The 21,691-nt window shown below is 65.1% G+C and carries 23 protein-coding genes and 2 pseudogenes; 16 read left to right on the top strand and 9 right to left on the bottom strand.

Annotated features, from left to right (window positions below):
• Window positions 1-19 precede the first annotated feature (19 nt).
• Window positions 20-355 carry a DUF6984 family protein gene (locus ACZLHH_RS13050; protein ID WP_101765599.1) on the bottom strand — a complete coding sequence of 112 codons (336 nt, stop codon included), beginning with the start codon at window positions 353-355 and terminating at the stop codon, window positions 20-22.
• 220 nt (window positions 356-575) lie between these two features.
• Between ACZLHH_RS13050 and ACZLHH_RS13055 the strand changes: the two are divergent.
• A pseudogene (locus tag ACZLHH_RS13055) lies at window positions 576-837 on the top strand (IS3 family transposase); the annotation flags it as partial.
• Between the two features lie 37 nt (window positions 838-874).
• Here ACZLHH_RS13055 and ACZLHH_RS13060 read toward each other — a convergent pair.
• Together ACZLHH_RS13060 and ACZLHH_RS13065 are read right to left on the bottom strand one after the other, a co-directional pair.
• Window positions 875-1,450, bottom strand: coding sequence for a hypothetical protein (locus ACZLHH_RS13060; RefSeq protein WP_229298137.1), 576 nt, complete (start codon window positions 1,448-1,450; stop codon window positions 875-877).
• Window positions 1,451-1,454: 4 nt separating this feature from the next.
• A pseudogene (locus ACZLHH_RS13065) lies at window positions 1,455-2,732 on the bottom strand (RHS repeat-associated core domain-containing protein); the annotation flags it as partial.
• A gap of 171 nt (window positions 2,733-2,903) precedes the next feature.
• On the opposite strand from ACZLHH_RS13065, the gene ACZLHH_RS13070 reads away from it, so the two are divergent.
• Entirely contained in the window at window positions 2,904-3,845 is a 942-nt protein-coding gene (locus ACZLHH_RS13070; protein ID WP_180844408.1) for an aspartyl protease family protein, read from the top strand.
• A gap of 1 nt (window position 3,846) precedes the next feature.
• Here ACZLHH_RS13070 and ACZLHH_RS13075 read toward each other — a convergent pair whose 3' ends face one another.
• A complete protein-coding gene (locus ACZLHH_RS13075; RefSeq protein ID WP_180844407.1) occupies window positions 3,847-4,476 on the bottom strand; it encodes a cation efflux transmembrane domain-containing protein in 630 nt (209 codons plus the stop codon).
• 84 nt (window positions 4,477-4,560) lie between these two features.
• Here ACZLHH_RS13075 and ACZLHH_RS13080 point away from each other — a divergent pair, with 84 nt between their 5' ends.
• Together ACZLHH_RS13080 and ACZLHH_RS13085 are read left to right on the top strand one after the other, a co-directional pair.
• Window positions 4,561-4,971, top strand: a complete 411-nt coding sequence (locus ACZLHH_RS13080) for a MerR family transcriptional regulator (RefSeq protein ID WP_180844406.1) — start codon at window positions 4,561-4,563, stop codon at window positions 4,969-4,971.
• A 73-nt stretch (window positions 4,972-5,044) separates the two neighbouring features.
• Window positions 5,045-7,027, top strand: coding sequence for a TonB-dependent receptor plug domain-containing protein (locus ACZLHH_RS13085; RefSeq protein WP_180844405.1), 1,983 nt, complete (start codon window positions 5,045-5,047; stop codon window positions 7,025-7,027).
• Here ACZLHH_RS13085 and arsH read toward each other — a convergent pair whose 3' ends face one another.
• On the bottom strand, window positions 7,028-7,756 hold the full coding sequence (gene arsH / locus ACZLHH_RS13090; RefSeq protein WP_180844404.1) for an arsenical resistance protein ArsH: 729 nt from the start codon (window positions 7,754-7,756) through the stop codon (window positions 7,028-7,030).
• Window positions 7,757-7,773: 17 nt separating this feature from the next.
• Between arsH and ACZLHH_RS13095 the strand changes: the two genes are divergently transcribed.
• The 7 genes from ACZLHH_RS13095 to ACZLHH_RS13125 all read left to right on the top strand — a co-directional run bounded on the left by ACZLHH_RS13095 (window position 7,774) and on the right by ACZLHH_RS13125 (window position 11,937).
• Window positions 7,774-8,103: an ArsR/SmtB family transcription factor gene (locus ACZLHH_RS13095; RefSeq protein ID WP_180844403.1), complete on the top strand. Its 330-nt coding sequence runs from the start codon at window positions 7,774-7,776 to the stop codon at window positions 8,101-8,103.
• 15 nt (window positions 8,104-8,118) lie between these two features.
• A complete protein-coding gene (locus ACZLHH_RS13100) occupies window positions 8,119-8,622 on the top strand; it encodes an arsenate reductase ArsC (protein ID WP_180844402.1) in 504 nt (167 codons plus the stop codon).
• A 14-nt stretch (window positions 8,623-8,636) separates the two neighbouring features.
• Window positions 8,637-9,668 (top strand): ACR3 family arsenite efflux transporter, encoded by a 1,032-nt coding sequence (arsB, locus tag ACZLHH_RS13105; RefSeq protein ID WP_180844401.1) that lies wholly within the window; start codon window positions 8,637-8,639, stop codon window positions 9,666-9,668.
• A 161-nt stretch (window positions 9,669-9,829) separates the two neighbouring features.
• On the top strand, window positions 9,830-10,177 hold the full coding sequence (locus ACZLHH_RS13110; protein ID WP_180844400.1) for an RcnB family protein: 348 nt from the start codon (window positions 9,830-9,832) through the stop codon (window positions 10,175-10,177).
• 72 nt (window positions 10,178-10,249) lie between these two features.
• Window positions 10,250-10,786: a nuclear transport factor 2 family protein gene (locus ACZLHH_RS13115; protein WP_180844399.1), complete on the top strand. Its 537-nt coding sequence runs from the start codon at window positions 10,250-10,252 to the stop codon at window positions 10,784-10,786.
• A gap of 49 nt (window positions 10,787-10,835) precedes the next feature.
• The gene (locus ACZLHH_RS13120; protein ID WP_180844398.1) at window positions 10,836-11,462 is read left to right on the top strand and encodes a hypothetical protein; all 627 of its coding nucleotides are present in this window, start codon (window positions 10,836-10,838) and stop codon (window positions 11,460-11,462) included.
• Window positions 11,463-11,544: 82 nt separating this feature from the next.
• Window positions 11,545-11,937: a diacylglycerol kinase gene (locus tag ACZLHH_RS13125; protein ID WP_180844397.1), complete on the top strand. Its 393-nt coding sequence runs from the start codon at window positions 11,545-11,547 to the stop codon at window positions 11,935-11,937.
• Window positions 11,938-11,986: 49 nt separating this feature from the next.
• Here the strand turns inward: ACZLHH_RS13125 and ACZLHH_RS13130 are convergent, their stop codons facing one another.
• The 4 genes from ACZLHH_RS13130 to ACZLHH_RS13145 all read right to left on the bottom strand — a co-directional run bounded on the left by ACZLHH_RS13130 (window position 11,987) and on the right by ACZLHH_RS13145 (window position 14,946).
• Complete coding sequence (locus ACZLHH_RS13130; RefSeq protein ID WP_134951469.1) at window positions 11,987-12,742, bottom strand: DUF3307 domain-containing protein; 756 nt, start codon at window positions 12,740-12,742, stop codon at window positions 11,987-11,989.
• A 96-nt stretch (window positions 12,743-12,838) separates the two neighbouring features.
• On the bottom strand, window positions 12,839-13,537 hold the full coding sequence (locus tag ACZLHH_RS13135) for a hypothetical protein (protein ID WP_180844396.1): 699 nt from the start codon (window positions 13,535-13,537) through the stop codon (window positions 12,839-12,841).
• Complete coding sequence (locus ACZLHH_RS13140; RefSeq protein ID WP_107433735.1) at window positions 13,534-13,944, bottom strand: hypothetical protein; 411 nt, start codon at window positions 13,942-13,944, stop codon at window positions 13,534-13,536. Before ACZLHH_RS13140 ends, ACZLHH_RS13135 begins: the two co-directional genes overlap by 4 nt.
• Before the next feature lie 84 nt (window positions 13,945-14,028).
• A complete protein-coding gene (locus tag ACZLHH_RS13145) occupies window positions 14,029-14,946 on the bottom strand; it encodes a M14 family metallopeptidase (RefSeq protein ID WP_032129976.1) in 918 nt (305 codons plus the stop codon).
• 145 nt (window positions 14,947-15,091) lie between these two features.
• Between ACZLHH_RS13145 and ACZLHH_RS13150 the strand changes: the two genes are divergently transcribed.
• The 5 genes from ACZLHH_RS13150 (at window position 15,092) to ACZLHH_RS13170 (ending at window position 21,672) form a co-directional block, all read left to right on the top strand.
• Complete coding sequence (locus tag ACZLHH_RS13150; RefSeq protein WP_180844394.1) at window positions 15,092-15,745, top strand: DUF3348 family protein; 654 nt, start codon at window positions 15,092-15,094, stop codon at window positions 15,743-15,745.
• 10 nt (window positions 15,746-15,755) lie between these two features.
• Entirely contained in the window at window positions 15,756-18,020 is a 2,265-nt protein-coding gene (locus ACZLHH_RS13155; RefSeq protein ID WP_197573150.1) for a DUF802 domain-containing protein, read from the top strand.
• The gene (locus ACZLHH_RS13160) at window positions 18,017-18,655 is read left to right on the top strand and encodes an OmpA family protein (protein ID WP_046986176.1); all 639 of its coding nucleotides are present in this window, start codon (window positions 18,017-18,019) and stop codon (window positions 18,653-18,655) included. The genes ACZLHH_RS13155 and ACZLHH_RS13160 overlap by 4 nt, the downstream gene beginning before the upstream one ends.
• Entirely contained in the window at window positions 18,573-19,022 is a 450-nt protein-coding gene (locus ACZLHH_RS13165; protein WP_429000436.1) for a DUF2894 domain-containing protein, read from the top strand. The genes ACZLHH_RS13160 and ACZLHH_RS13165 overlap by 83 nt, the downstream gene beginning before the upstream one ends.
• 331 nt (window positions 19,023-19,353) lie before the next feature.
• A complete protein-coding gene (locus ACZLHH_RS13170; RefSeq protein WP_180844392.1) occupies window positions 19,354-21,672 on the top strand; it encodes a TonB-dependent receptor in 2,319 nt (772 codons plus the stop codon).
• The last annotated feature ends 19 nt before the right edge of the window (window positions 21,673-21,691 follow it).

Raw genomic sequence — 21,691 nt, forward strand, 5'->3', positions numbered from 1 at the left:
GGACCGCTTTCAACAGGCGTCAATGCTCGCTGAAAGCGCTTCTCAGATCGACGCCGATGATCGGCGAGAAGTCCACCTTCCACAGCTCCAGTTCGAAGAGCTGATCGTGATTATCCAGGCACAGGGTGACTCTCACCGGCACGCCGTCAGCATCGGCAAGCATGGCCGTGGCAATGTCACTGCCGAAGAGCTGGGTCGTGCTGGACAGGAACACCACGCCCCCGAATCCGACGACCTCCACGTCCTCCACCTGGGCGAGCGCCAGATCCTTCAACAACCGTTCGGACAGCTCGGTCGTCTCGGGCAGCAGCCTGTGGATGAGGGAGACCTCGTCGGGGGTGAGGAATCTGGGCACGGGATGTCCTTCAGGGCACTGCATCCGCCATCGGCGGATGCTCGATCTGCCATGTCCTGGCGTAGATGAGAATGACGCTTCCGGTCGAGCTGGTTTCGAGACGGAAACACTTCAGGCCGGACAGCGGATAGCCGACCGCCTTCCAACGATCAAGAAGATCAGCAAGTCCCGGCTCGTTATCGTCAACCCTGGCGAACTCAATTCGCTCTTCACCCAGTAAAACTGGCAGAGCGTTCTGCGCGAGCAGACATCCTGTGCAGCATGAGCCGGATAGGAAACAGCCATGACAACGCATCGATGGAGAACTTCTTCCAGCGACAGTAGCGGGAACATACAAAGCAGAGGATCTAAAGCAATCACGACGAGACACGCGCAAACGTCGCCCTGCACATCGAGATGTTCTAGAACCCAAGACAGCGCCACCGCTCCAGCGACGAGCCGCCCCAATAAAGTTCGAGACGCAGCAGGCACTTGGCGGCTGATGGCTACCCGGGGAACAGTGGACGATTAACCTTTGGATCAGGCCCCGCCCAGCTTCTTAACATTCTTCTCCTTCACCACGTCCAGCATCGATTTGACCGCCTCAACTCCATGATTCAGGGCCACTATTAGAGAATCGCAAAGTTTCAGATCATGATCATCCAACGCCGGGACTAGTTCCTTCAGCAACTTCAGCGCTAGATCCGTCTTCCCCAACAGCGCCAATGCAGTTGCATGATTGATATGAGCGTGAGCACCTCTCAAGCCCCGCGTCTCAAGAAATGATGCAAATTCCATCAAGGTCATTGAAGACTTCGCTTCAATAACGTTTCGCAGCTCGATCGATGAAAGAATGCTCTCAACCACATCATCGTCTGCCATTTGATCCCTTCCGATAAACGGCCGATCCGCGATTCGGCTGCTGTAGGAAAGATGCGGCCCAAAGGAGTCAAACAATGGAAATACAAAATTCCATACATAGAGCCCCCTTGGGACGAACTCCAGAACAATTCCTTGTGCCACATAGTCATAGTCACTTCGGAAAAAATATCCGCTTGACCCGCCGATCAGGCCGGACCTTTTCCGCAGAAGGCTGCAAATGTATCGCTTGTTCATCTTATCAACGGCCTTCAGGCTTAAGTTCCACCACGAGAGTTCCCTCGGGGAGATTCTTGACGTACTTATTGTACTGATCCCAGGAGATGTAAGCCCAACCAGTCTTCAGATCGAAGATGGCTTGAGGTGCATCAACTGGGCCGTACACAACGTCCGCCCGTGAGGACCCCGGGTACCCATACCTAACAACCCTACGGCCAGCGTAGCTCACCTCAGTCGCATACTGAGACGTCGGGCATGTGGTATCCACCAGGCGCTTGAACTCACTATGGATGAGCGTTCCGCGTATCCAAGGCAGTGAGCAACGCCATCCACAGGTGGCGTCAATGGTGGACGCTGCTTGGTTTGCCAGCCTCTGGAGCCGATTTCCGACCGCCTGCAACTCCGGTGAAACAGGTACGGCCTGAGGTATGTATTTTTTATCGGCCAAGCCTAGCGGATCGACACGGCCAGTGGGATCTCCGCTTCCATACGCGAACGAGTTCAGTCCACCCATCAACCCAATTGGATCGCTCTGGGTATACCGCCCCACTGCCGGGTCGTATTCCCTCCGATAGTTGTAGAACAGCCCACTCGCATCCGTCGCCTGTTGGCCCGGGAATCGCAGCGCCAACTCGAATGCCACGCCATCGCCGTCCGGGTCGGTACTCGGAATCTGGTTGCCGAACACCTCGCTCTTGTTGCTCCACTCCCAGATCGCCACATCGCGCGCCGGGTCGATCACCACGCGCGGCGTACCCAGATGGTCCGGCTGGATGTAGGCCAACTCCGGCACACCTTCGCTTGGCACGCTGATCAGCGCCACCGGGTAGTTGTCCAGCCAGATGGCCTGCTGCTGCGCCTGGCCCGTGGCCGAGTAGTTGCCCAGCCACTGCCCTGCTTCGTTATACAGAGTGATCTGTGCAGCGCCACCAGCCGGGGTGCGCAGCACGCGCTCGCCGCGATGGTTGTAGGCGTAGCTTTCCAGTACGGCGTTGCCTTGCTTCACCGCGTTCATGCGGTTGGCATCGTTGTAGATGAACGTCTTGCCGCCGATGCTGGTGGTGTTGCCCACCGCGTCATGGTTGCGCGCTTCACCATCCACCGCAGTCAGGCGATGACTGGTTGCGGGATAGGTGTAGCTGGCAGTGCCCGCCGAAGTGGTCAGCGCGGTGCGATTGCCGGTGGCGTCGTAGGCATAGGTTTCAATCGGCGTGCCGGTCGCACCGTCCTGGGTCTGGGTCAGGCGACCCAGCGCGTCGTAGGCGTACTTGGCCAGTACCGTCGAGCCAGTGCCGTTACGGTGACATGTTCAAGTCAAGGCCCGCGACATCCGTCACATTTCCACCCGCGCGGATTCCAGATCCAGCCGATTACCGCGACAGCTTTCGGAGCAGCCGGCGGGCAGGAAACACCTGCAACCGCCTGCATCCCTCACGCATCAGAAGATCCTGGACACCCATGGAACAGGATCATGAGGCGCATTCCCCCGCATCGCCGTACCGCACTCGGCACTCGCCGTTGGCGCAGCACTGCCATCGCCATCCTCACTCTGCTGACGCTTCCCGTGGCCACCCTCGCCTCACCCGTGGCGGATAGCACCTGTACCCTCCCCGCCCGCCCGGGCGAGCGCATCATCGACGTTCCCTTTGACGTCATCGACGGGCGCATCCATGTGCAGGTGCAGGTCAACGGCAGCGGCCCGTACCGCTTCGCCATCGATACCGGCGCCAGCGGCATGGCCCGCGCGGACAGCCGTCTGGTGCGGAAACTGGCGCTACCCGCGGACGCCAGCACCCGCCACTCCGACGGTGTGCAGACAGCCTGGGCCGATACGGTGCGCATCAACGCCCTCACGCTCGGCGGGCTGCGCCACAGCGACGTCATCGCGCTCACCCGCGACTACAACGCACGGCAATCCAAAGACGCAGTGTTCGACGGCATCCTTGCGCGCGGATTCTTCGCTGATGGCGTGCTGATCATCGATTACCCGCAACGGCGCCTGCAGTTCCGCCGCGACATCGACCTCCTGCCCGCGCAACCGGACGCGCTCGCCTACTCACGCGCCTTCCGCATCCCGGTGAAGATTGGAGCAGTCAGCACGGAGGCGCAGCTGGACACCGGCGCCAACGTCGCGATGGTGCTGCCCACTGCACTCTTCCGGCAGGCCGCCGGTACCGCAGTGACCACCGGGGATCGACTGACCCTCAGTCACGGCGAGGTCGATGGCGGACGCGCACGGCTGGATGCCACCGTATTGATTGGCGGCCTGGCACTGCAGGGGTTGCACGTACGGGTGTCCGACCGCTATCCGGAAGCGGTGGTGGGCGCCCATGCGCTGCAGGAAGCGGTGGTGCTGATCGATCAGCGCAGCCAACAGGTGGCGATCTGCCCAAGCAGGCACCACCGCAACTGAGTCACTGTCGGCGTGCTGCCCGCCATGCCGGCCACGCTTCCGCGATCACGCCCACTGCCGACCTCAGGAACAACAGGGCGATCACCGCACCGACGACAATGTCCGGCCAGCCGCGCCCGGTCATGGCCACGCCACCTGCGGCCACCAGCACGCCCAGGTTCGCGGCCACGTCATTGCGCGAGCACTCGAACGTGCTCTTCATGTTGATGTTCAACCTGCGGAATCGCCATAGCAGCGCCAGGCAGGTGAGGTTCGCCGCCAGGGCAATGCCACCGAACATCAACATCAGCGTGCTGGACGGTGGCACGCCGTTGACCAGCTTGCCGGCCACTTCGAACACGATGAACACGAAGAAGGCCAGGATCAGCAGGCCCTTGGCCAGCGCCGCGCCCGCTTCCCAGCGCGCGCCCCGGTTTACCGCCCACAGGCTCAGGCCATAGACGATGGCATCCCCCAGCATGTCGACCGCGTCAGCCTGCAGGGCACTGGATCGCGCGGCAACGCCCGCGCCGAACTCGATGAAGAACATCGCCAAGTTGATTGCCAGCACCGCCACCAGCACCCGCCGCTGGGCGCTGTGCAGCGCTATCGATGCCAGCTCCTGGCGCTTGTGGCCGCAGCACTGGTCCATGGGGGCGCTCCGCCGGGCGTGCCCGGGCTTGAAATGAAAGGGAGCTGCCTTTATCAACCTTGTAGCCCCTACAAGGTCAAGCCCATGACAGCCCCACTCACCATCGGCCAGTTGGCCCGCCAGACAGGCACCAAGGCAGAGACCATCCGCTATTACGAAAAGATCGGCCTGCTGCAGCCGCCGCTGCGTTCGCAGGGCAACTACCGCTGCTACGACGCACAGGACCAACGGCGGCTGGCATTCGTGCGCCGTGCGCGCGAGCTGGGGTTCGCCATCGAGCAGATCCGCGAACTGATCGCCTTCGGCGAACAACGCGAGCACCAATGCAGTTCGGTGGATGACGTGGTGAAGGCACACATTGCCGACATCGCGCGCAGGATTGCCGACCTGCAGGCGCTGCAGGGCGAACTGCAGCGGATGATCGGCAACTGCCCCGGCGGGCGCGTGGCCGACTGCCGGGTACTGGAAGCCCTGCAGCCCGCGCCGGCAGCTTGACCTTGTAGCTGCTTCAAGGTTTACAACGCCGGGTCACTTCGCCACCGTGCGGCCTGGCCGCCCTGACGACACCATGCCCCAGCACCTGCGTTCCACGCCCCTGTTCCTGGCACTCACTACTGCACTCCTTGCCAGCACCGCCCCCGTTTTCGCGCATGAGCCTCCTGCGGCGCATGAAGGCCATGGCGACGAAGCAGTGGAACTGGACGCGGTGACGGTGCAGTCCACACGCTCGGGGCGCCGGGTGTCGGACGAGCCCATCCGCGTGGACGTGGTATCGCAGGAAGAGATCGAAGAAAAACAGCTGATGTCGCCCGGCAACGTATCGATGCTGGTGGCCGAGACCGCCGGCGTGCGCGTGCAGAACACCTCGCCTGGCATGGGCGGATCGAACATCCGCATACAGGGACTTCGCGGACGCTACACGCAGCTGCTTGCAGACGGCCTGCCGTTGTATGGAGGGCAATCGTCTTCCATCGGCCTGCTGCAGATCCCGCCTACGGATCTGGGAAGTGTGGAGATCATCAAGGGCAGTGCTTCGGCGCTGTATGGGCCGGCTGCGCTGGGCGGCGTGGTCAACCTGATCTCGCGCCGCCCTCGCGACACCCGCGAGGCCGAAGTACTGCTCAATGCCACCAGCCGTGGCGGCCAGGACCTTACCGGCTATGTGGCCGGCCCGTTGGGCGGACACTGGGGCCTGTCGATGGTGGGCGGCTATCACCGCCAGGATCGGCAGGACCTGGATGGCGACGGGTGGGCGGACATGCCTGGCTACGAACGCATGACCCTGCGCCCGCGCGCGTTCTGGGAATCGGAGGACGGCGCGCGTGCGTTGCTGACCGCGGGTGCTACCCGGGAAAACCGCCAGGGCGGCACCCTGCCCGGCCGGGTTGTGGCTGATGGGCAGCCCTTCACATTGACCCAGCACACCGAACGCTATGACGCTGGCGCCGTGGTCGAACTGCCCATGCGTGAAAGCGATCGCCTGCAGCTGCGCGCTTCGGCAATGACCACACGCCATCGGCACCGCTACGGCGCATCGCCGGAAAACGACACCCATCAGACCGGCTTCGCCGAGTTGAGCTATGGCTCAGGTTTCGGCAACACGAATTGGCTGGCTGGCGTGGCCGCGCAGCAGGACCGCTTCCGCTCGCGCCAGTTCCAGTCCTTCGACTACCGCTATACGGTACCCGCTGTATTCGTACAGGCAGAGCAGACGCTGCTCGATGATCTGATCCTGTCCGGCAGCGCACGCTGGGATGAGCACAGTGCCTATGGCAACCACTTGAGCCCGCGCCTGTCACTGCTGTTCCGCCCTCGCGACTGGACCGTGCGTGCATCGCTGGGCAAGGGATTCCATGCACCCACGCCCTTCGTGGAAGAGATCGAGGCTGCAGGATTGTCACGACTCGAACCACTGCAGGGCCTGCGTGCCGAGACGGCGACCACCGGTGCCATCGATGTCGGCTATGCGCAGGGTGCCTGGGAAGCGAATCTGAGTCTGTTCGCATCGAACATCGATCATGCGGTCCGATTGGTCGATTCCACGACGATGCCCGGCGAGCGCGTGCAACTGGTGAATGTGCAGGGCATGACCCGCACACGTGGCAGCGAACTGTTGCTGCGCTACCGCTGGCAGGACGTCACGGTGACCGGCAGCTACGTCTACACCGACGCGCGGGAGCCCGGCGTGGAGGGAGTTGGCCGCAGGACGGTCGCACTGACTCCACGCCATACTGCCGGACTGGTCGCGATGTGGGAGCAGCATGGCCGGGGCCGGGTCGGCCTTGAAGCGTACTACACCGGAATCCAGGCACTGGATGACAACCCGTGGCGCCAGCGCAGCCGGCCGTATGTAGAGCTGGGCGCTCTGGGTGAAATCGTATTGGGCAAGGTCAGCCTGTTCCTCAACCTGGAAAACCTGCTCAACGTGCGACAGAGCGGCTACAACCCGATGCTGCGCCCACGCCGCGCCGACGACGGGCAGTGGACGGTGGATGCCTGGGCGCCGTTGGAGGGTTTCGTGGTCAACGGCGGCATGCGCGTGAAGTTCTAGTCAGACGCCGGTCGCTCCCGCCGCCCGCGCCAGCTCCACCGCCAACGCATCGCCCTTGCGCTCGCTGTAACGGTCCACGAGGTAGTCGGCGCGGCCGCGGGTGAGCAGCGTGAACTTCACCAGTTCTTCGACCACATCCACCACACGATCGTAGTAGGGCGAAGGCTTCATCCGCCCGTCTTCGTCGAACTCCTGCCAGGCCTTGGCCACCGACGACTGGTTGGGAATGGTCAGCATGCGCATCCAGCGGCCCAGTACCCGCAGCGTATTGACCGTGTTGAACGACTGCGAACCGCCGCAGACCTGCATCACCGCCAGCGTCCGGCCCTGGGTCGGCCGCACGCTGCCGTCTTCCAGTGGCAGCCAGTCGATCTGGTTCTTGAACACGCCGGTCACCGTGCCGTGCCGCTCCGGGCTGACCCACACCTGCCCTTCCGACCAGTGCGACCACTCGCGCAGCCGCTGCACTTCCGGATGCCCCTTGTCCACGCTGTCCAGCAGCGGCAAGGCATGTGGATCGAACACGCGCGTTTCGCAGCCCAGATGCTGCAGCAGGCGCTCGGCCTCCAGTGCCAGCTTGCGGCTGAACGATTGCGGACGCAGTGAGCCATACAGCAGCAGGATGCGTGGCGGTCTCTGGCGTTCGGCCGCCAACCGCTGGTGATCAGGCTGGGGAAGCGAGGCTTGCCTCAGATGGGGCAGCGAAGGACTTGTGATCGGCTTATTCATTCGACTATTCTAGAAATATGGAAACATCAAATGCAATCGCTGCGCTCACCGCACTCGGCCACGCCACCCGCCTGGCAGCCTTCCGCCTGCTGGTCGAAGCTGGCCCAGCCGGTCGCATGGCCGGCGACATCGCCACAGCCCTCCAGGTTCCTCCCGCCACCCTCAGCTTCCACCTGAAGGAGCTGGTACAGGCCGGCCTGGTCGAGAGCGAGAGCCAGGGCCGCCACGTCTGCTACCGCGCGAATTTCAGCGCAATGAGCGGCCTGATCGAGTACCTCACGCACAACTGCTGCGCCGGTTCGCCCAGCGAACAGTGCGCGCCGTTGGGCAATCCCTGCAGCTGCTGATTCGGAAACGCCATCATGTCCCGCTCCATCCTGTTTCTCTGCACCGGCAACAGCGCCCGCAGCGTGCTGGCCGAAGCCACCCTGCGCGCGTGGGGCGGCGACCGCTTCACGGCCTACAGTGCCGGCAGCCACCCGACCGGCAAGGTCAATCCATTCGCGCTTGCACAGCTTCGCGCCGAAGGCATGCCGGTCGCGGGACTGCGCAGCAAATCCTGGGATGAGTTCGCCGACGCGGCTCCGATGGATCTGGTGATCACCGTCTGCGATGCAGCGGCAGCCGAAGCCTGCCCGGTGGTGTTCGGTGACTTCATCCGCAGCCATTGGGGCCTGCCGGACCCAGCCGAGGCAGAGGGCAGCGATGCCGACAAGGCCGCCGCCTTCGCCCACGCGCATGCCATCGTGAAGGCACGCGTGCAGGCCCTGCTGGCACTGCCCGGGCACGTGTGGCAGGACCGCGGAATGCTGCAGCAGGCGCTGGACCAGATCGGCCACCTGCTGCCGGCAGCGCGCACACCATGAGCACAGCGGCACCCATGGGCCGGTTCGAGCGCCACCTGACGCTCTGGGTCGCGCTGTGCATCATCACCGGCACGCTGCTCGGGCACTTCCTGCCCGGTGCTTTCGCCTCCCTGGCGGCGGCTGAAGTGGCCAAGGTCAACCTGCCGGTGGCGGTGCTGATCTGGCTGATGATCATCCCGATGCTGCTGCGGGTGGATTTTGGTGCGATGCGCCAGCTGGGGCAGCAATGGAAAGGCATCGGGGTGACGCTGTTCATCAACTGGGCGGTGAAGCCATTCTCGATGGCGCTGCTGGGCTGGCTCTTCCTGCGTCACGTCTTTGCGGACTGGCTGCCCGCCGGCCAGATCGACAGCTACATCGCCGGCCTGATCCTGCTGGCGGCCGCGCCCTGCACGGCCATGGTGTTCGTATGGAGCAACCTGTGCCGCGGCGATGCCAACTTCACACTGAGCCAGGTGGCACTGAACGACGCGATCATGGTGGTGGCCTATGCGCCGGTGGTGGCGCTGCTGCTGGGGCTGTCGGCCATCACCGTACCTTGGGATACGCTGCTGCTGTCGGTCGGCCTGTACATCGTGGTTCCGGTACTGGTGGCCGCATTGCTGCGGCGCTGGATCCTGTCGCGCCATGGCCAGCCCGGGCTGCAGACGGCGCTGCGCCAGCTGGGGCCACTGTCACTGTCGGCGCTGCTGCTGACGCTGGTGCTGCTGTTCGGGTTCCAGGGCCGGCAGATCGTGCAGCAGCCGCTGGTGATTGCGTTGATCGCGGTCCCGATCCTGATCCAGGTCTATTTCACCTCCGGCCTGGCCTACCTGCTCAACCGGCGCCTGGCTGTGGCGCATTGTGTGGCCGGGCCGTCGGCACTGATCGGCGCAAGCAACTTCTTCGAACTGGCGGTGGCGACGGCCGTGGGCCTTTTCGGTGTCCACTCCGGTGCGGCGCTGGCCACGGTGGTGGGGGTGCTGATTGAAGTACCCGTGATGCTTTCGGTGGTGAAGATCGTGAACCGGTCACGCGACTGGTATGAGGCACGCGAGCGCGTTTGAGGCGGCCATGCCTGAGGCGGCGGCGTCGCGCCCGAGCCGCCAGTTGCAACGCCGTGGAATGCGCCCTGCTGCAACGGTGACAGCTCAAAAGTCCGTTCACACTCCCTGATCCATACTTCACGGCACGACGCCGCATGCAGCGGCAAGGCCCGGAGGTTGCGATGAACACCGCACGCTTGTTCGCCATCGTTTTGACCACGGCTGCCGCGCTGGCCGCGGCACCGGCCTTCGCCGATCCGCCGCACCATGCGCGCGGCAACGGGCCACCGCCGCACGCCGGTGGCCCGCACAACCGTGATGCACCGCCGCCGGGCTGGCAGAAGAAGGCCTGGCGTCGCGGCGAGCGCCTGCCATGGGCGGAAGTGGACCGCCGTTACTGGGTGGATGACTATGCGCGCTACCACCTGCGCGAGCCGGGCCGCGACCAGCGCTGGGTCCGGCAGTCCGATAGCGAGTACCTGCTGGTGGAGATTGCTACCGGGTTGATCATCGACGCGCTGCATCGTTGAATGAGGGGATGCGCCGGGGCGCTGATGTAACGAAATGCCCCGGCAGCATCCCCTTGTCCCCGGAAGCTGCAGATGCAGACATCAAGAGCACCACTCGCCCTCCTCGCGCTTCTGCTGTCAGCGTCGCCAGGCCATGCCGGCAACAACAGTCCAGCCCACAGTCCAGCCGATGAAAAAGCCATCGAACAGGTGGTCGAATCGTTCCGCACCTCGCTGATCAACAAGGACAAGCCGACCTACATGGGCCTGTTCTTCTCGGACAAACCGGAAGACATCGGCTGGCAGTATGTTTCCGAGGATGTGCGCCTGCAGGACATCCGCAAGGCCAAGCCCGATGCGATCAAGGCACGGCAGATTCCCGCCAACAACTTCATCGCGCTGATCGACGGGGCTGTTGCCTCGCCGAAACCGAAGGAGGAGACATTCTCCAGCACGAAGATCGAAACGGATGGCGATGTGGCCTCGGTGTCGTTTGACTACAGCTTCCACGACGATGGAGTGAAGACCAACTGGGGGAAGGAAATGTGGCAGCTGATCCGCACCGAACAGGGCTGGAAGATCTTCTCGGTGATCTATTCGATCCGCGATTCACGCAGCCCGGCCGAATGAGTGATCTGTCAGACTGGTGCCCACCGTCCGTCCATGCCAGCCAGACCCGATGACCCGGATTGCCGACCTCAGCGCCGACCAGCTCGCCCACCACGCGCTCACCATCTTCATCGCCCAGGGCCGTCACGTGGAAGGCGCCCGCGTGATCTACCGTGCGCTGCAACTGGACCCGCATCATCCCGCTGCACTGCGCTGCCTGAGCGATTTCCTGGCCCACCAGGGCACCGAGCCGTTCGCAGCGGCCACGCTGGAGCACGCCCTGTCCGGCGCCGTTCCACTGAATGACGATGCGCGCCGGATGCTGGATGACCTGCGCTTCCTCGACATCTGGTCCTGGGGATTCTCCCGGCACGTCTCCGGCGAAACCAACCTCAGCGGCGAAGCATTCAAGAACCGCGAGGATTTCGTGTTCGATGGCCCGGCCTATGCGGCCTTCCTCAACACGGTCACCGAGCCGGCCGGTTCTCTGCAGGGCGCCTTCCAGGCGGCCGTCCGCATCTGCGGGCTGATGTCCGGCCTGCTGCGCCACCCGGAGAAGGACAATCCGGCGTTCGATGATGTGCTGCGATCCTCCGCCTTCGTCGAGACCGAGGCGTACCCGGCATGGCTGGCCTCGCCGACGGACGATCTGGATGCCCTCGACCAGACCATCCAGGCGCAGCGCCAGGCCGGCTGAAGGAAAATCCAACGGGCGTCCGACGCTTTCCCGACGCCCGCCTGCACATCCTGTCGTGAGATCACTTCATGGCAGGACCGGCATGCAGCCACCCTCCCCCAAGGACAGCGGCAAGTACCCGCATGGCAAGACCGGCCTTCGCCGCATCTTCTACACGCTGATCCATTCGCGCGACGGCTTCATCGCCACCTTCCGTGGCGAAGCCGCCTTCCGGCAGCTGTTGCTGCTGCATGCGCTGCTGATCACCACCGCGTTCGTGCTGGACATCAGCCAGGTCGAACGCGCCGTGGTGCTGGCGGTCTGCTTCATCAGCCTGCTGGTGGAGCTGCTGAACTCGGCCATCGAAGCGGTGGTCGACCGCATCTCGCTTGACCACCACCCACTGTCCAAGAACGCCAAGGACATGGGCAGCGCCGCCCAGACCACCGCACTGCTGATGGTCGGCACGGTGTGGGGCGTGATCCTGCTGGGTTAGCTCGCGCCCGATCCGCCGGGCATGGCCCGGCGCCACAACGCCGCAGCCGCTAGCGCCAATGCGAGATGGCGAGCTTGGTCAACATGGTTGCGGCGATGGCCCAACCGAAGCTGAGCATGGTACCGATGATCACATATTCGGTGTGTGCCCGCGCCTGCCGGTCGGCGAAGCGCAGCACCGATTTGGCGGCCAGCATCAACCCCACGCCCTCCGGCTGGCCCAGCAGCAGGAACATGAAGATCAAGCCTCTTTCCAGCCGCCCGATATAGCGCCCTGCGGTCTGCATGCCCTTGTGATCGTCGCTCTGCACGGCTGCGGTCGTAGGCGCCGATTCGGCGCTTCCCATATTGAGTCCTGCCGTGAACGGCGCAAGCAGCTTCTCCACCAGGACGCCGCCGACGTTGACCACCAGGATCAAGCCGCTCGCGATCGACATGCCCTGATACATCAACAGTTGGACCTGGGTCGGGATCATCCCGTACCAGCCATCGCGGGCAACGTGAGGGAACATCAACGCGATCAACACGATGAAGGCGATATGCACCAACTGGTCAATGACGAATGCGTGCACGCCATCGGGGAGCCAATGCACCTTGATCCAGTCCATCACCGCATGGCTGAAACCGATGATGAGATAGACCCATGGGTTGATTGAACCGGTCAGCGCGGCGATGACGAGCAGCACCACTGCTACGTGCAGCAGCAGGCCATGCAGTTCCTGCTTGCGCGCGATCATCTTCGTGGTCTGCAGCACGAAATCGGCGACAAGGTGAGCGGTCAACAGTACGAGCAGCGTTTCAAGCATGTCCTTTCTGCCTGTGAGTCCTTCCTGTGGCTCGCGTCGCGATAGCCAAGTCGCCGCCAAAAGCAACGAAATTTAGTTGCTTAAGCCAAAGCAACGCTATTTAGTTGCTTTTCCAGAACCATGAACACTCCCGTACGGCTGCATCAGTGCACGTTCAGCCGCGGTGATCAGCGCCAGCAAGGCAAAGACGCCAGCATCGTGATAGACCCGGTTCACCGATTGTCGGTGCCGGTTCAACGCATTGGCAGCTTCCAACTGCGAGGGGGCATCGGGGATCAGAAACAACGACGCCACCTCAGCCTGACTGCGTGTCCAGCGCGCGACAATAACATCACAGGCAGACACCACTGCCGGTAACCAGTACAGATTCTCCCGTTGTACTGGCAGGGCTACGTCCATGTCCTGCGTGCGCCCCATGGATTCAAGCAACCGACCGGACAGCACGAATGCCTCACCCAGCGAACGCGACACCGCCTTCCGGTCCAATGCCTCTACCGTACCCAGTCCAATCGCGATCCGCGTGCGCGCCCGCGACTCCGACGCGGCAAGCTTGGCCTTGATCCAGGTCGCCAACCTCAGGAAACCGTGCGGCTGGGTGACCGCCAGCTGCCAGGCGTCGCCCCGGTAGAACTCGGGGCCGACAATGCCCGGCCCAGGCCACTCCATGGCCTGGGCCACGGCCACGGAAATCACTTCACGGACGTCATCAATGGTGGCCGCGTCCATCTCCGTGGACTTGACCAGGTCGCCGGTAAGCACGGCAATCAGATCAGACGATGTATCGGGCATGTTCATACCTTGGGCTGCACAGGCTGTACCTCACAGGACATCTGCGGCTGGGCAGCGCCGGCCACATCTGTGCCGGGCCCGCTCAACGCCATTCTACCGTCGTAGCGGTTGATCACCGCCTGCAGCCTGCCCGCGCCAGCGACCGGCGGAAAATCCAGCCGATACACGTTTGCCTCCACCTCCAGCCTGCCCGCGCGCGCGCTCGGACGGTTGACCCAGACCACCGACGCCTGGCCGGAGTCCAGGATCAACACCATCGGCGCCTGGGGCGTGGCGCTTGTGCTGCTGCAGGACAGCTGGATCACCCGCGGCGGCGTCAGATCGAGCACCGACAGCTTGCATCCACCGAGTGCGGTCGTCGCCACCAGGACCGATACGAGTGATGGCCGGAGCAGAATCTTGATCGTGGTCATCGCCCGATCGTAACCCGACAATCGATCCTATGACCCGGCGCATCGTGCAGGAACCTGCCGGGTCCGCTTGCACACCCACGTGCCTTACTTCGTCAGGGCGAAATCCAGGCCTGCGCACACCGCCGCCACCTGCGCATCATTGCATTCCTGCGGGTTGGTGCGCGGGCTGTCCGGGTAGACCTCGGTGGTGGTGGCAAAGCGCGCGTCGGTGAAGCCGGCGCAGGCGCCGATCGAACGCGACTCACCCCAGACCACGCCTGGCGACTGCAGCGGCAGGCCGACCAGGTTGCCTTCGGCGTCTGCGGGGGCGATGTGGGTGATGGGCGCCACTGCGGCGATCAGGGCCTTCTGGAATTCCGCCTGCGGATCTTCGCTGTTGCCGATCACGTAGAAGCCATCCGGAATGGTGTCGCGCTCGAACGGCTTGCCGTCGCGGGCGCAGCGCGCCGGATCGAACTCGTGCAGGTCGCTGTCGGTGGTCTCGTGCAGGTCCAGGTGCACCAGCAGGTTCGGCTTGCGCTCAGCCACCCAGCGCATCAGCGCGGCGGCCTCTTCGATCTGGCCGCCGTCACGGAAGCTGCGGTTCGGGTCGATGGCATCCGGGTTCCAGCGCTGGATGCGCTCGTAGCCCCACGGGCTGACGCACGGCGCCACGATCAGGTTCAGCCGGCCCAGGTAACGCTCGGCCTGCTGTTCCAGGAACTGCAGCGCGCCGTGCACGCCGCTGGTCTCGTAGCCATGCACGCCACCGGTGATCAGCGCGGTCGGCAGCGCCGGGTTCCAGTCGTGGTTGACCACGGCGAACAGCGGGTAATGGTCAGGTGCATAGTCCAGCTGACCGTACTGGATCACATCGAAGCTGTCGTCCAGGCGTTCAAGGGCGGCCACCACGTCGTCGTGGTAGCTGCGCTGACGCTGCTGGCGCGCCCGCCACTGTGCGCGTTCCGCGTCGCCCCAGGGCTGTCCGGGGGTGCCGATCGGGTAGAACTGCGCAACAGTCATGGGGTACTCCAAGGGTCGAACGGGATGGGTGCAGCCGGTCATTCTAAGCCTTGTCGCACCTGCGGGTCCCCTCCCCCCGCCCCGCCTTCATCCAGGCCGGGTCATCTGGTTGTAAAATCAACGGTTTTTGGCCCCTCACCCCTTGATGGCGAAAGCAGCGCAGCCGGTCCTGGGTGGACCGGAATTCCTCCGCCTGCTCGCCCGTCTCAGCGACGGCGCGATGCCGGCCAGCAGTCCCGCCCTGACCGAACGCCTCGGCCAGTGGGTGGACTGGAGCCGTGCCGTGGCCCTGTCCGGGGCGCTCGGCGGACGCCTGCCCGAGCCGGGTGAGGCCACCGAAGCGGCCGAGGATGTGCTGGGCGACTGCGCCCAGGCCCATGCCAGCCTGCTGGCCTCGATCAGTGAGGATGCCGAGGCCGAGCGTCTACTGGACCTGGCCGAAGCCGCCGCCGCACCCAACTTCGCCTCGCTGCGCCAGCGCTATCGGGTGCTGCAGCAGGCCATCCAGACCGCCACCGGGCGCCTGCGGGGCCGCCTGCGCGATCAGCTGGTGCAGGTCTCACCCGAGCTGGCACGGCTGGCCGAGGTCGATGCGGTGATGGAACAGACACTCACCCCGCGCGAGCACAGCCTGCTGGCCACCGCGCCGGCGGTGCTCGGCGCCCGTTTTGAACGCGTGCACGGCCAGCCCGGCTGGCGCACGGCCTTCCGCCATGACATGCGCACCCTGCTGCTTGCCGAGCTGCAGCTGCGCTTCCACCCGATCGAAGGGCTGCAAGACGCCCTGCGCTCCCACTGACCGGAACACCATGTCCAGAACTGCTTTCCATGTCGTTGTTTTCCTTGTCGGCCTGCTGGCCGTGTGCTGGATCGGCATTGGCTACGTTTCGGTGCATCCGCTGGGTGCAGCGGTGGCGGCGATCATCGCGGCCTGCTACATCGCCGGTGGCGTGGAGCTGTACCGCTATCGGCAGGCCAGCAACGGCCTGCGTAGCGCGCTGAGCGATCTCTCCAGCGCGAAGGAAAGCCTTGCCCCCTGGCTGGAGCGCGTGCCGATGGGCCTGCGCAACGCCGTGCGCCTGCGCGTGGAAGGCGAGCGCACCGCCCTGCCCGCGCCGGTGCTGACCCCCTATCTGGTTGGACTGCTGGTGCTGCTGGGCATGCTCGGCACCCTGCTGGGCATGATGGACACCCTGCGCGGCACCGGCCTGGCCCTGCAGAGCGCGACCGACATGGCCGCCATCCGCGGCTCGCTGGCCTCGCCGGTGCAGGGCCTGGCCGTGGCATTCGGCACCTCGATCGCCGGTGTGGCCAGCTCGGCCATGCTCGGCCTGCTGGCGGCGCTGCTGCGCCGTGACCGCCTGCAGGCCGTGCAGCAGCTGGACCGTGCCATTGCCGGCGACCTGCACCCGTACTCGCAGGCCTGGCAGCGCGCCGAATCGCTGCGCCTGCTGCAGGCACAGTCCGCCGCGCTGCCGGCGCTGGTCGACCGCCTGCAGGCGATGACCAGCACCTTCGAACAGCACAGTGCGGCCGCCAATGAGCGCCTGCTGGCCGGCCAGGCCGAGTTCCTGACCCAGAGCCAGGCGCTGCAGGAACGCCTGGCCGTCTCGCTGCAGCAGTCGCTGCGCGAAGGCGCCGAGGCCAGCGCCGCTGCCATCGGTGGCGCGCTGCAGCCGATGGCCGAAACCACGCTGGCCGGCCTGGCCCACCATGGTGAGGCGCTGCATGCCCGTGTCGAACAGGCGGTGCAGCAGCAGTTGTCTGGCCTGAGCGACGGTTTCGAGCGCAGCCGCGTCGCCACCGAAGCCAGCTGGGCCAAGGTGGTGAGCGAGCAGACCCAGGCACAACAGGCGCTGGTGAGTGATCTGCGGCAGCACCTGCAGGCCTTCAGCGATGGCCAGGGCACCCAGTCCGAAGCACTGGTCGCGCGCATCGGCGAGCGCCTGCAGGCCGATGCCAGCGGCAATGCCGAGGCCTGGCGCGCCGCCGCCGATCAGCAGCAGGCATTGAATACCGCGCTGGTCGAACGCCAGCAGCAGGCATTGCTGGCCACCAGCGAGCATCTGGACGCGCGTGCGCAGGCGCTGCTGCAGGCACTGGAACAGCATCACAGCGCCAGCCAGTCGCTGCTGCAGGATCATGAAGAGCAGCGCTCGCAGCAGTGGCAGGCCGCGCAGGCCGCCGCCGCCACCGCGCACGCCGAACTGCAGGCCCGCCTGGACAGCCGCGAGCAGCAGCGCCAGGCACGCTGGGATGCGGTCAGCGCCGAACTGCAGCAGGCCCACGCCGCGCTGCAGGCCCAGCTGCAGGCCGGCGACGAACAGCGCCTGCAGCGCTGGAGCGATGCCCTGCAGCACGTTTCCACGGAGCTGGCCGAACGCCTGCAGGCCAACGGCGAACGCCTGGCCGCGCAGCAGCAGCAGGTCTGCGACACGCTGGCGGCCACCGCACAGCAGATCGGCGAAAACGGTCGCGCCCAGGCCAGTGCCACGCTGGCGGAAGTGTCCACCCTGCTGCAGACCGCGGCCGCTGCACCGAAGGCCGCCGCCGACGTCATCAACGAGCTGCGCAGCACGCTCTCCGAGAGCCTGGTGCGCGACAACGCGATGCTGGAAGAACGCGGCCGGCTGCTGGCCACCGTGCAGACCCTGCTGGATGCGATCAACCATGCCTCGCACGAACAGCGCACCGCCGTGGACGCGCTGGTCGGTGGTTCGGCCGAGCTGCTGGAACGCGTCGGCAACCGCTTCACCGACCATATCGCCGCCGAGACCGGAAAGCTGGATGGCATTGCTGCGGCGCTCAGCGGCAGCGCCGGTGACGTCGGCCAGCTGGCTGGCGCCTTCGGCGACGCGGTTGCGCAGTTCGGCAGCGCCTCCACCGAGTTGTCCGGCCGCCTGGAACAGATCGGCGGCGCACTGGATGCCTCGCTGGCCCGCAGCGACGAGCAGCTGGCCTACTACGTGGCGCAGGCACGCGAGGTGGTCGACCTCAGCCTGCTGTCGCAGAAGCAGGTGATGGAAGAACTGCAGCAGCTGGCCACGCGCCGCGGCAAGGCCGGCAGCGCATGAGCGACGAGCTGGAGGTCGACGGCGGCTCACACGCCCCGATCTGGGCCGCCTTCGGCGACCTGATGTCGGTGCTGCTGGGCGCGTTCGTGCTGATACTGGTCGGTGTGGTTGCCGTGCAGCTGGAGCTGTCGCAGCGACTGGACCAGGAAGTGAAGCAGCGCCAGGCCGAAGCCAAGCGCCTGCAGACCTTGGAACAGGCGCTGGCGGGCCCGCTGGCCGCCGGTCGCGTGACCCTGGTCGATGGACGCATCGGCATCAGCGGCAGCGTGTTGTTTGCACTGAACTCGGACCAGCTGCAGCCGGAAGGCCAGGAGCTGCTGCGCAGCCTGGCCGCACCGCTGGCCGCCTATCTGGGGACGCGCGAAGAGATCCTGATGGTCAGCGGCTTCACCGATGACGCACCGGTGCGCGAAGGCAACCGGCGTTTCGCCGACAACTGGGAGCTGTCGGCACAGCGTTCGCTGACCGTGACCCGCACGTTGATTGCCGATGGCGTACCGGCTGACGCGGTATTCGCCGCCGCGTTCGGCAGCGAGCAGCCGGTCAGCTCCAATGCCAGCGAAGACGGCCGCGCGCGCAATCGTCGCGTGGAAATCGCGCCGATTCCCAAGCCCAAGGCCGCGGATGCCAAGTAAGCCGCCCGCACTGGAGGGCCTGCGCGCACTGGTGCGCGATCTCGATGCGGGATCGCGTTCGCTGCCGCATTACCCGCAGGTACCGATGCTGCAGCAGGTGCAGCGCGAGTGGTCGGAACTGCGCAGCGAACTGCAGGTGCGCCGCTCGCTGCGCACCGAGGCTCCGGCCGATGGCGGCCCGTTGAACTCGGCGGTGCTGGTGCAACGCATGCTGGACACGATGCAGGCGACCAGCCCAGGCTACCTGCGGCATTTCATCGACTACGTGGACACCCTGTCGTGGCTGCAGGCGCTGCAGGATGGCGCCGCCAGCGGCGGCGATACTGCAAAGCCAAAGCGCACGCGCAAGCCGCGCAACGCGGGTTGATCGCGCGTTGATGCCGACCTCGTTCGGCGCTGCCTGAACCGATAGGCCTGACCTGCCCTGGTAGATGCCAACCTTGGTTGGCGCTCCTGCGACAGAGCAGCGCAGCGTCTGTTCGACGCTGCGCATACCAACCAAGGTTGGCATCTACCAATGCATGCGTCCGCATGCCACGCGCATAGCAGTGTCACCAGACAGTCATCTGTCTAGCGCACCATTTTCACGTTGACCCACGGCGCCTGCAGCGCCACCGGTCGCATCGGTTGTCTCCCCTTTTGAACTCCATGAGCTCCGCGCCCGTGCGGTGGCTCGTGCCTGCCTGAGTGTCCGTAACATGACGAAGACTTTGTTGGCCGCTGCGCTGTCGATCGCGCTCGCTCCCGCGGCTTGGGCGCAGGATGCTGCCCCGACCTCCACTGGCACGTCCGCCACCGATCTCGATGCGGTTTCGGTGATCGGCAGCGGTGAAGCGCGCCAGGTGCAGCGCATCACCCGCGAGAACCTCGACATCCTGCCGCCGGGCACCAGCCTGCAGAAGACGCTCAATCTACTACCTGGCGTCAACGCGCAGTCGGCCGATGCGCTGGGCACCAACGAGCAGTCGATGACCCTCAGCCTGCGCGGCTTCAACTCCACCCGTCTCGGTTACACGCTCGACGGCGTGCCGCTGGGCGATGGCGCGTACAACAACTACAACGGCCTGACCATCAACCGTGCGCTGATCAGCGAGAACATGGCCGGCGCGGAACTGGCGGTGGGCATCGGCAGCCTCGGCACGCCGTCCACCAGCAACCTCGGCGGCACCATCTCGTATACCTCTGACCGCCCAGCCCAGGAGTTGGGTGGCCGCGTGGTGCAGACCTTCGGCAGCGATGCCAACCGCCGCACCTTCGTGCGCGTGGACAGCGGCGAGTACAACGGCTTCTCCGGCTACGTTTCCGGCATGAATGCCGTCTCCGATCTGTGGAACGACCAGACCGCCTACAACAAATCCACCACCAAGCAGTTCAACGCCAAGGGCGTGTGGAACTTTGGCCGCGGCCAGATCACCGGTTTCGTCGATACCTCGCGCACCACCCAGGCCGACTACTTCTACCTGTCCAAGGACGAGATGTCGCGCGGCCTGGGCTGGGACTGGGGCGGCTACGCGCCGGACTGGAACAAGGCGGTGGCCAAGGCCTACTGCAACACCGCCAGCTTCAATGCGAAGAAGTGCGACAGCAGCGGCCCGGACAAGGATGCCGACGGTGCCTTCACCGCCGGGCAGATCCTGCGCGACGACAACCTGTACTACCTGGCAGGTGATTTCTTCCTGGCCGATGGCTTCAGCCTGCGTGCGCTGGCCTACCACCACGACGACCGTGGCGAAGGCCACAACTGGAACAGCGGCGCGTGGTCGAACAAGGGCACCGCGCAGGAGATTCCGATCATCTTCCGCAACACCATCTACACCATCGACCGCGATGGCGGCACGCTGTCGTTCGACTGGGAGCTGGGCGCACACCGCATCGAAGGTGGCGTCTGGTACGAGCGCAACACCAGCAGCGCCGAGCGCTACCAGACTGCGGTGGACGGCCCGCGCGACCTGAGCGGCATGAACACCCTGCCCTCGGATGTCGGCGTGTTCGCCCAGCGCACCCGCTGGAAGACTCACCAGTTCTTCCTGAAGGACACCTGGCGCCTGCTCGATGATCGCCTGACCCTGGAGTTCGGCGCCAAGAGCCCGCATGCCACCTCCGATGCACAGGCACTGCCGGGCGACGCGAAGACGCCGATCTCGCCGACCTCCAACAACCAGTTCGCCACCGGGTCGTTGAAGGCCAGCAAGAACTTCCTGCCCAGCATCGGCGCCAACTTCCGCCTGACCGAGCACCACGAGATCTTCGCCAGCTATGCCGAGAACATCGCCATGTTCCAGGGCGGCTTCAAGCTCGGTCCGCAGGCGGTCAGCCAGGCGACCTGGAACGCACAGGGCAACCTGAAACCGGAGGAGTCGCGCTCACTCGAAGCCGGCTATCGCTTCGTCACCGATACCGTGCAGGCCTCGATCGCGGCCTACAGCGTGCGCTTCGACAACCGCCTGCTTCAGTACAACCCCTGCGATTCGCGGCAGCCGGTCGGCCCGACCTGCGGCAACCGCTTCTACAACGTGGGCGGCGTCGACAGCCGCGGTGCCGAGCTGACCGTGCTGTGGACCCCGAACGAGCACTTCAGCTGGTACACCTCGGCCTCGCTGAACCGTTCGACCTACGCCTCCAACTACGTGCAGGCCGGTGTCGAGCAGCAGATCAAGGGCAAGATCCAGACCGATACGCCCAAGCAGCTGCTGGCCACCGAGATCACCTGGCGCGACAACGGCTGGTTCGCCAGCCTGCGTGGCAAGTACACCGGCGAACGTTTCTACACCTACACCAACGACCAGGGCTTCGGCGGCTTTACCGTGTTCGATCTGGCCGGTGGCTATGACTTCGGCCAGGTCGGCTTCGCCAAGGGCATGCGCCTGTCGTTCAACGTGACCAACCTGACCAACAAACGCTACGCCAGCAACCTGGATTCGAGCGTGTTCGCGCCCAGCGACCCGGCCGGCAAGCTGTACGTGTTCCATGCCTCGGCACCGCGCCAGGTGTTCGGTACGATCGACCTTCGCTTCTGATCTTCCGCCCGGAGTCCAC

This window comes from Stenotrophomonas sp. 28608_Sma, from assembly GCF_056486185.1.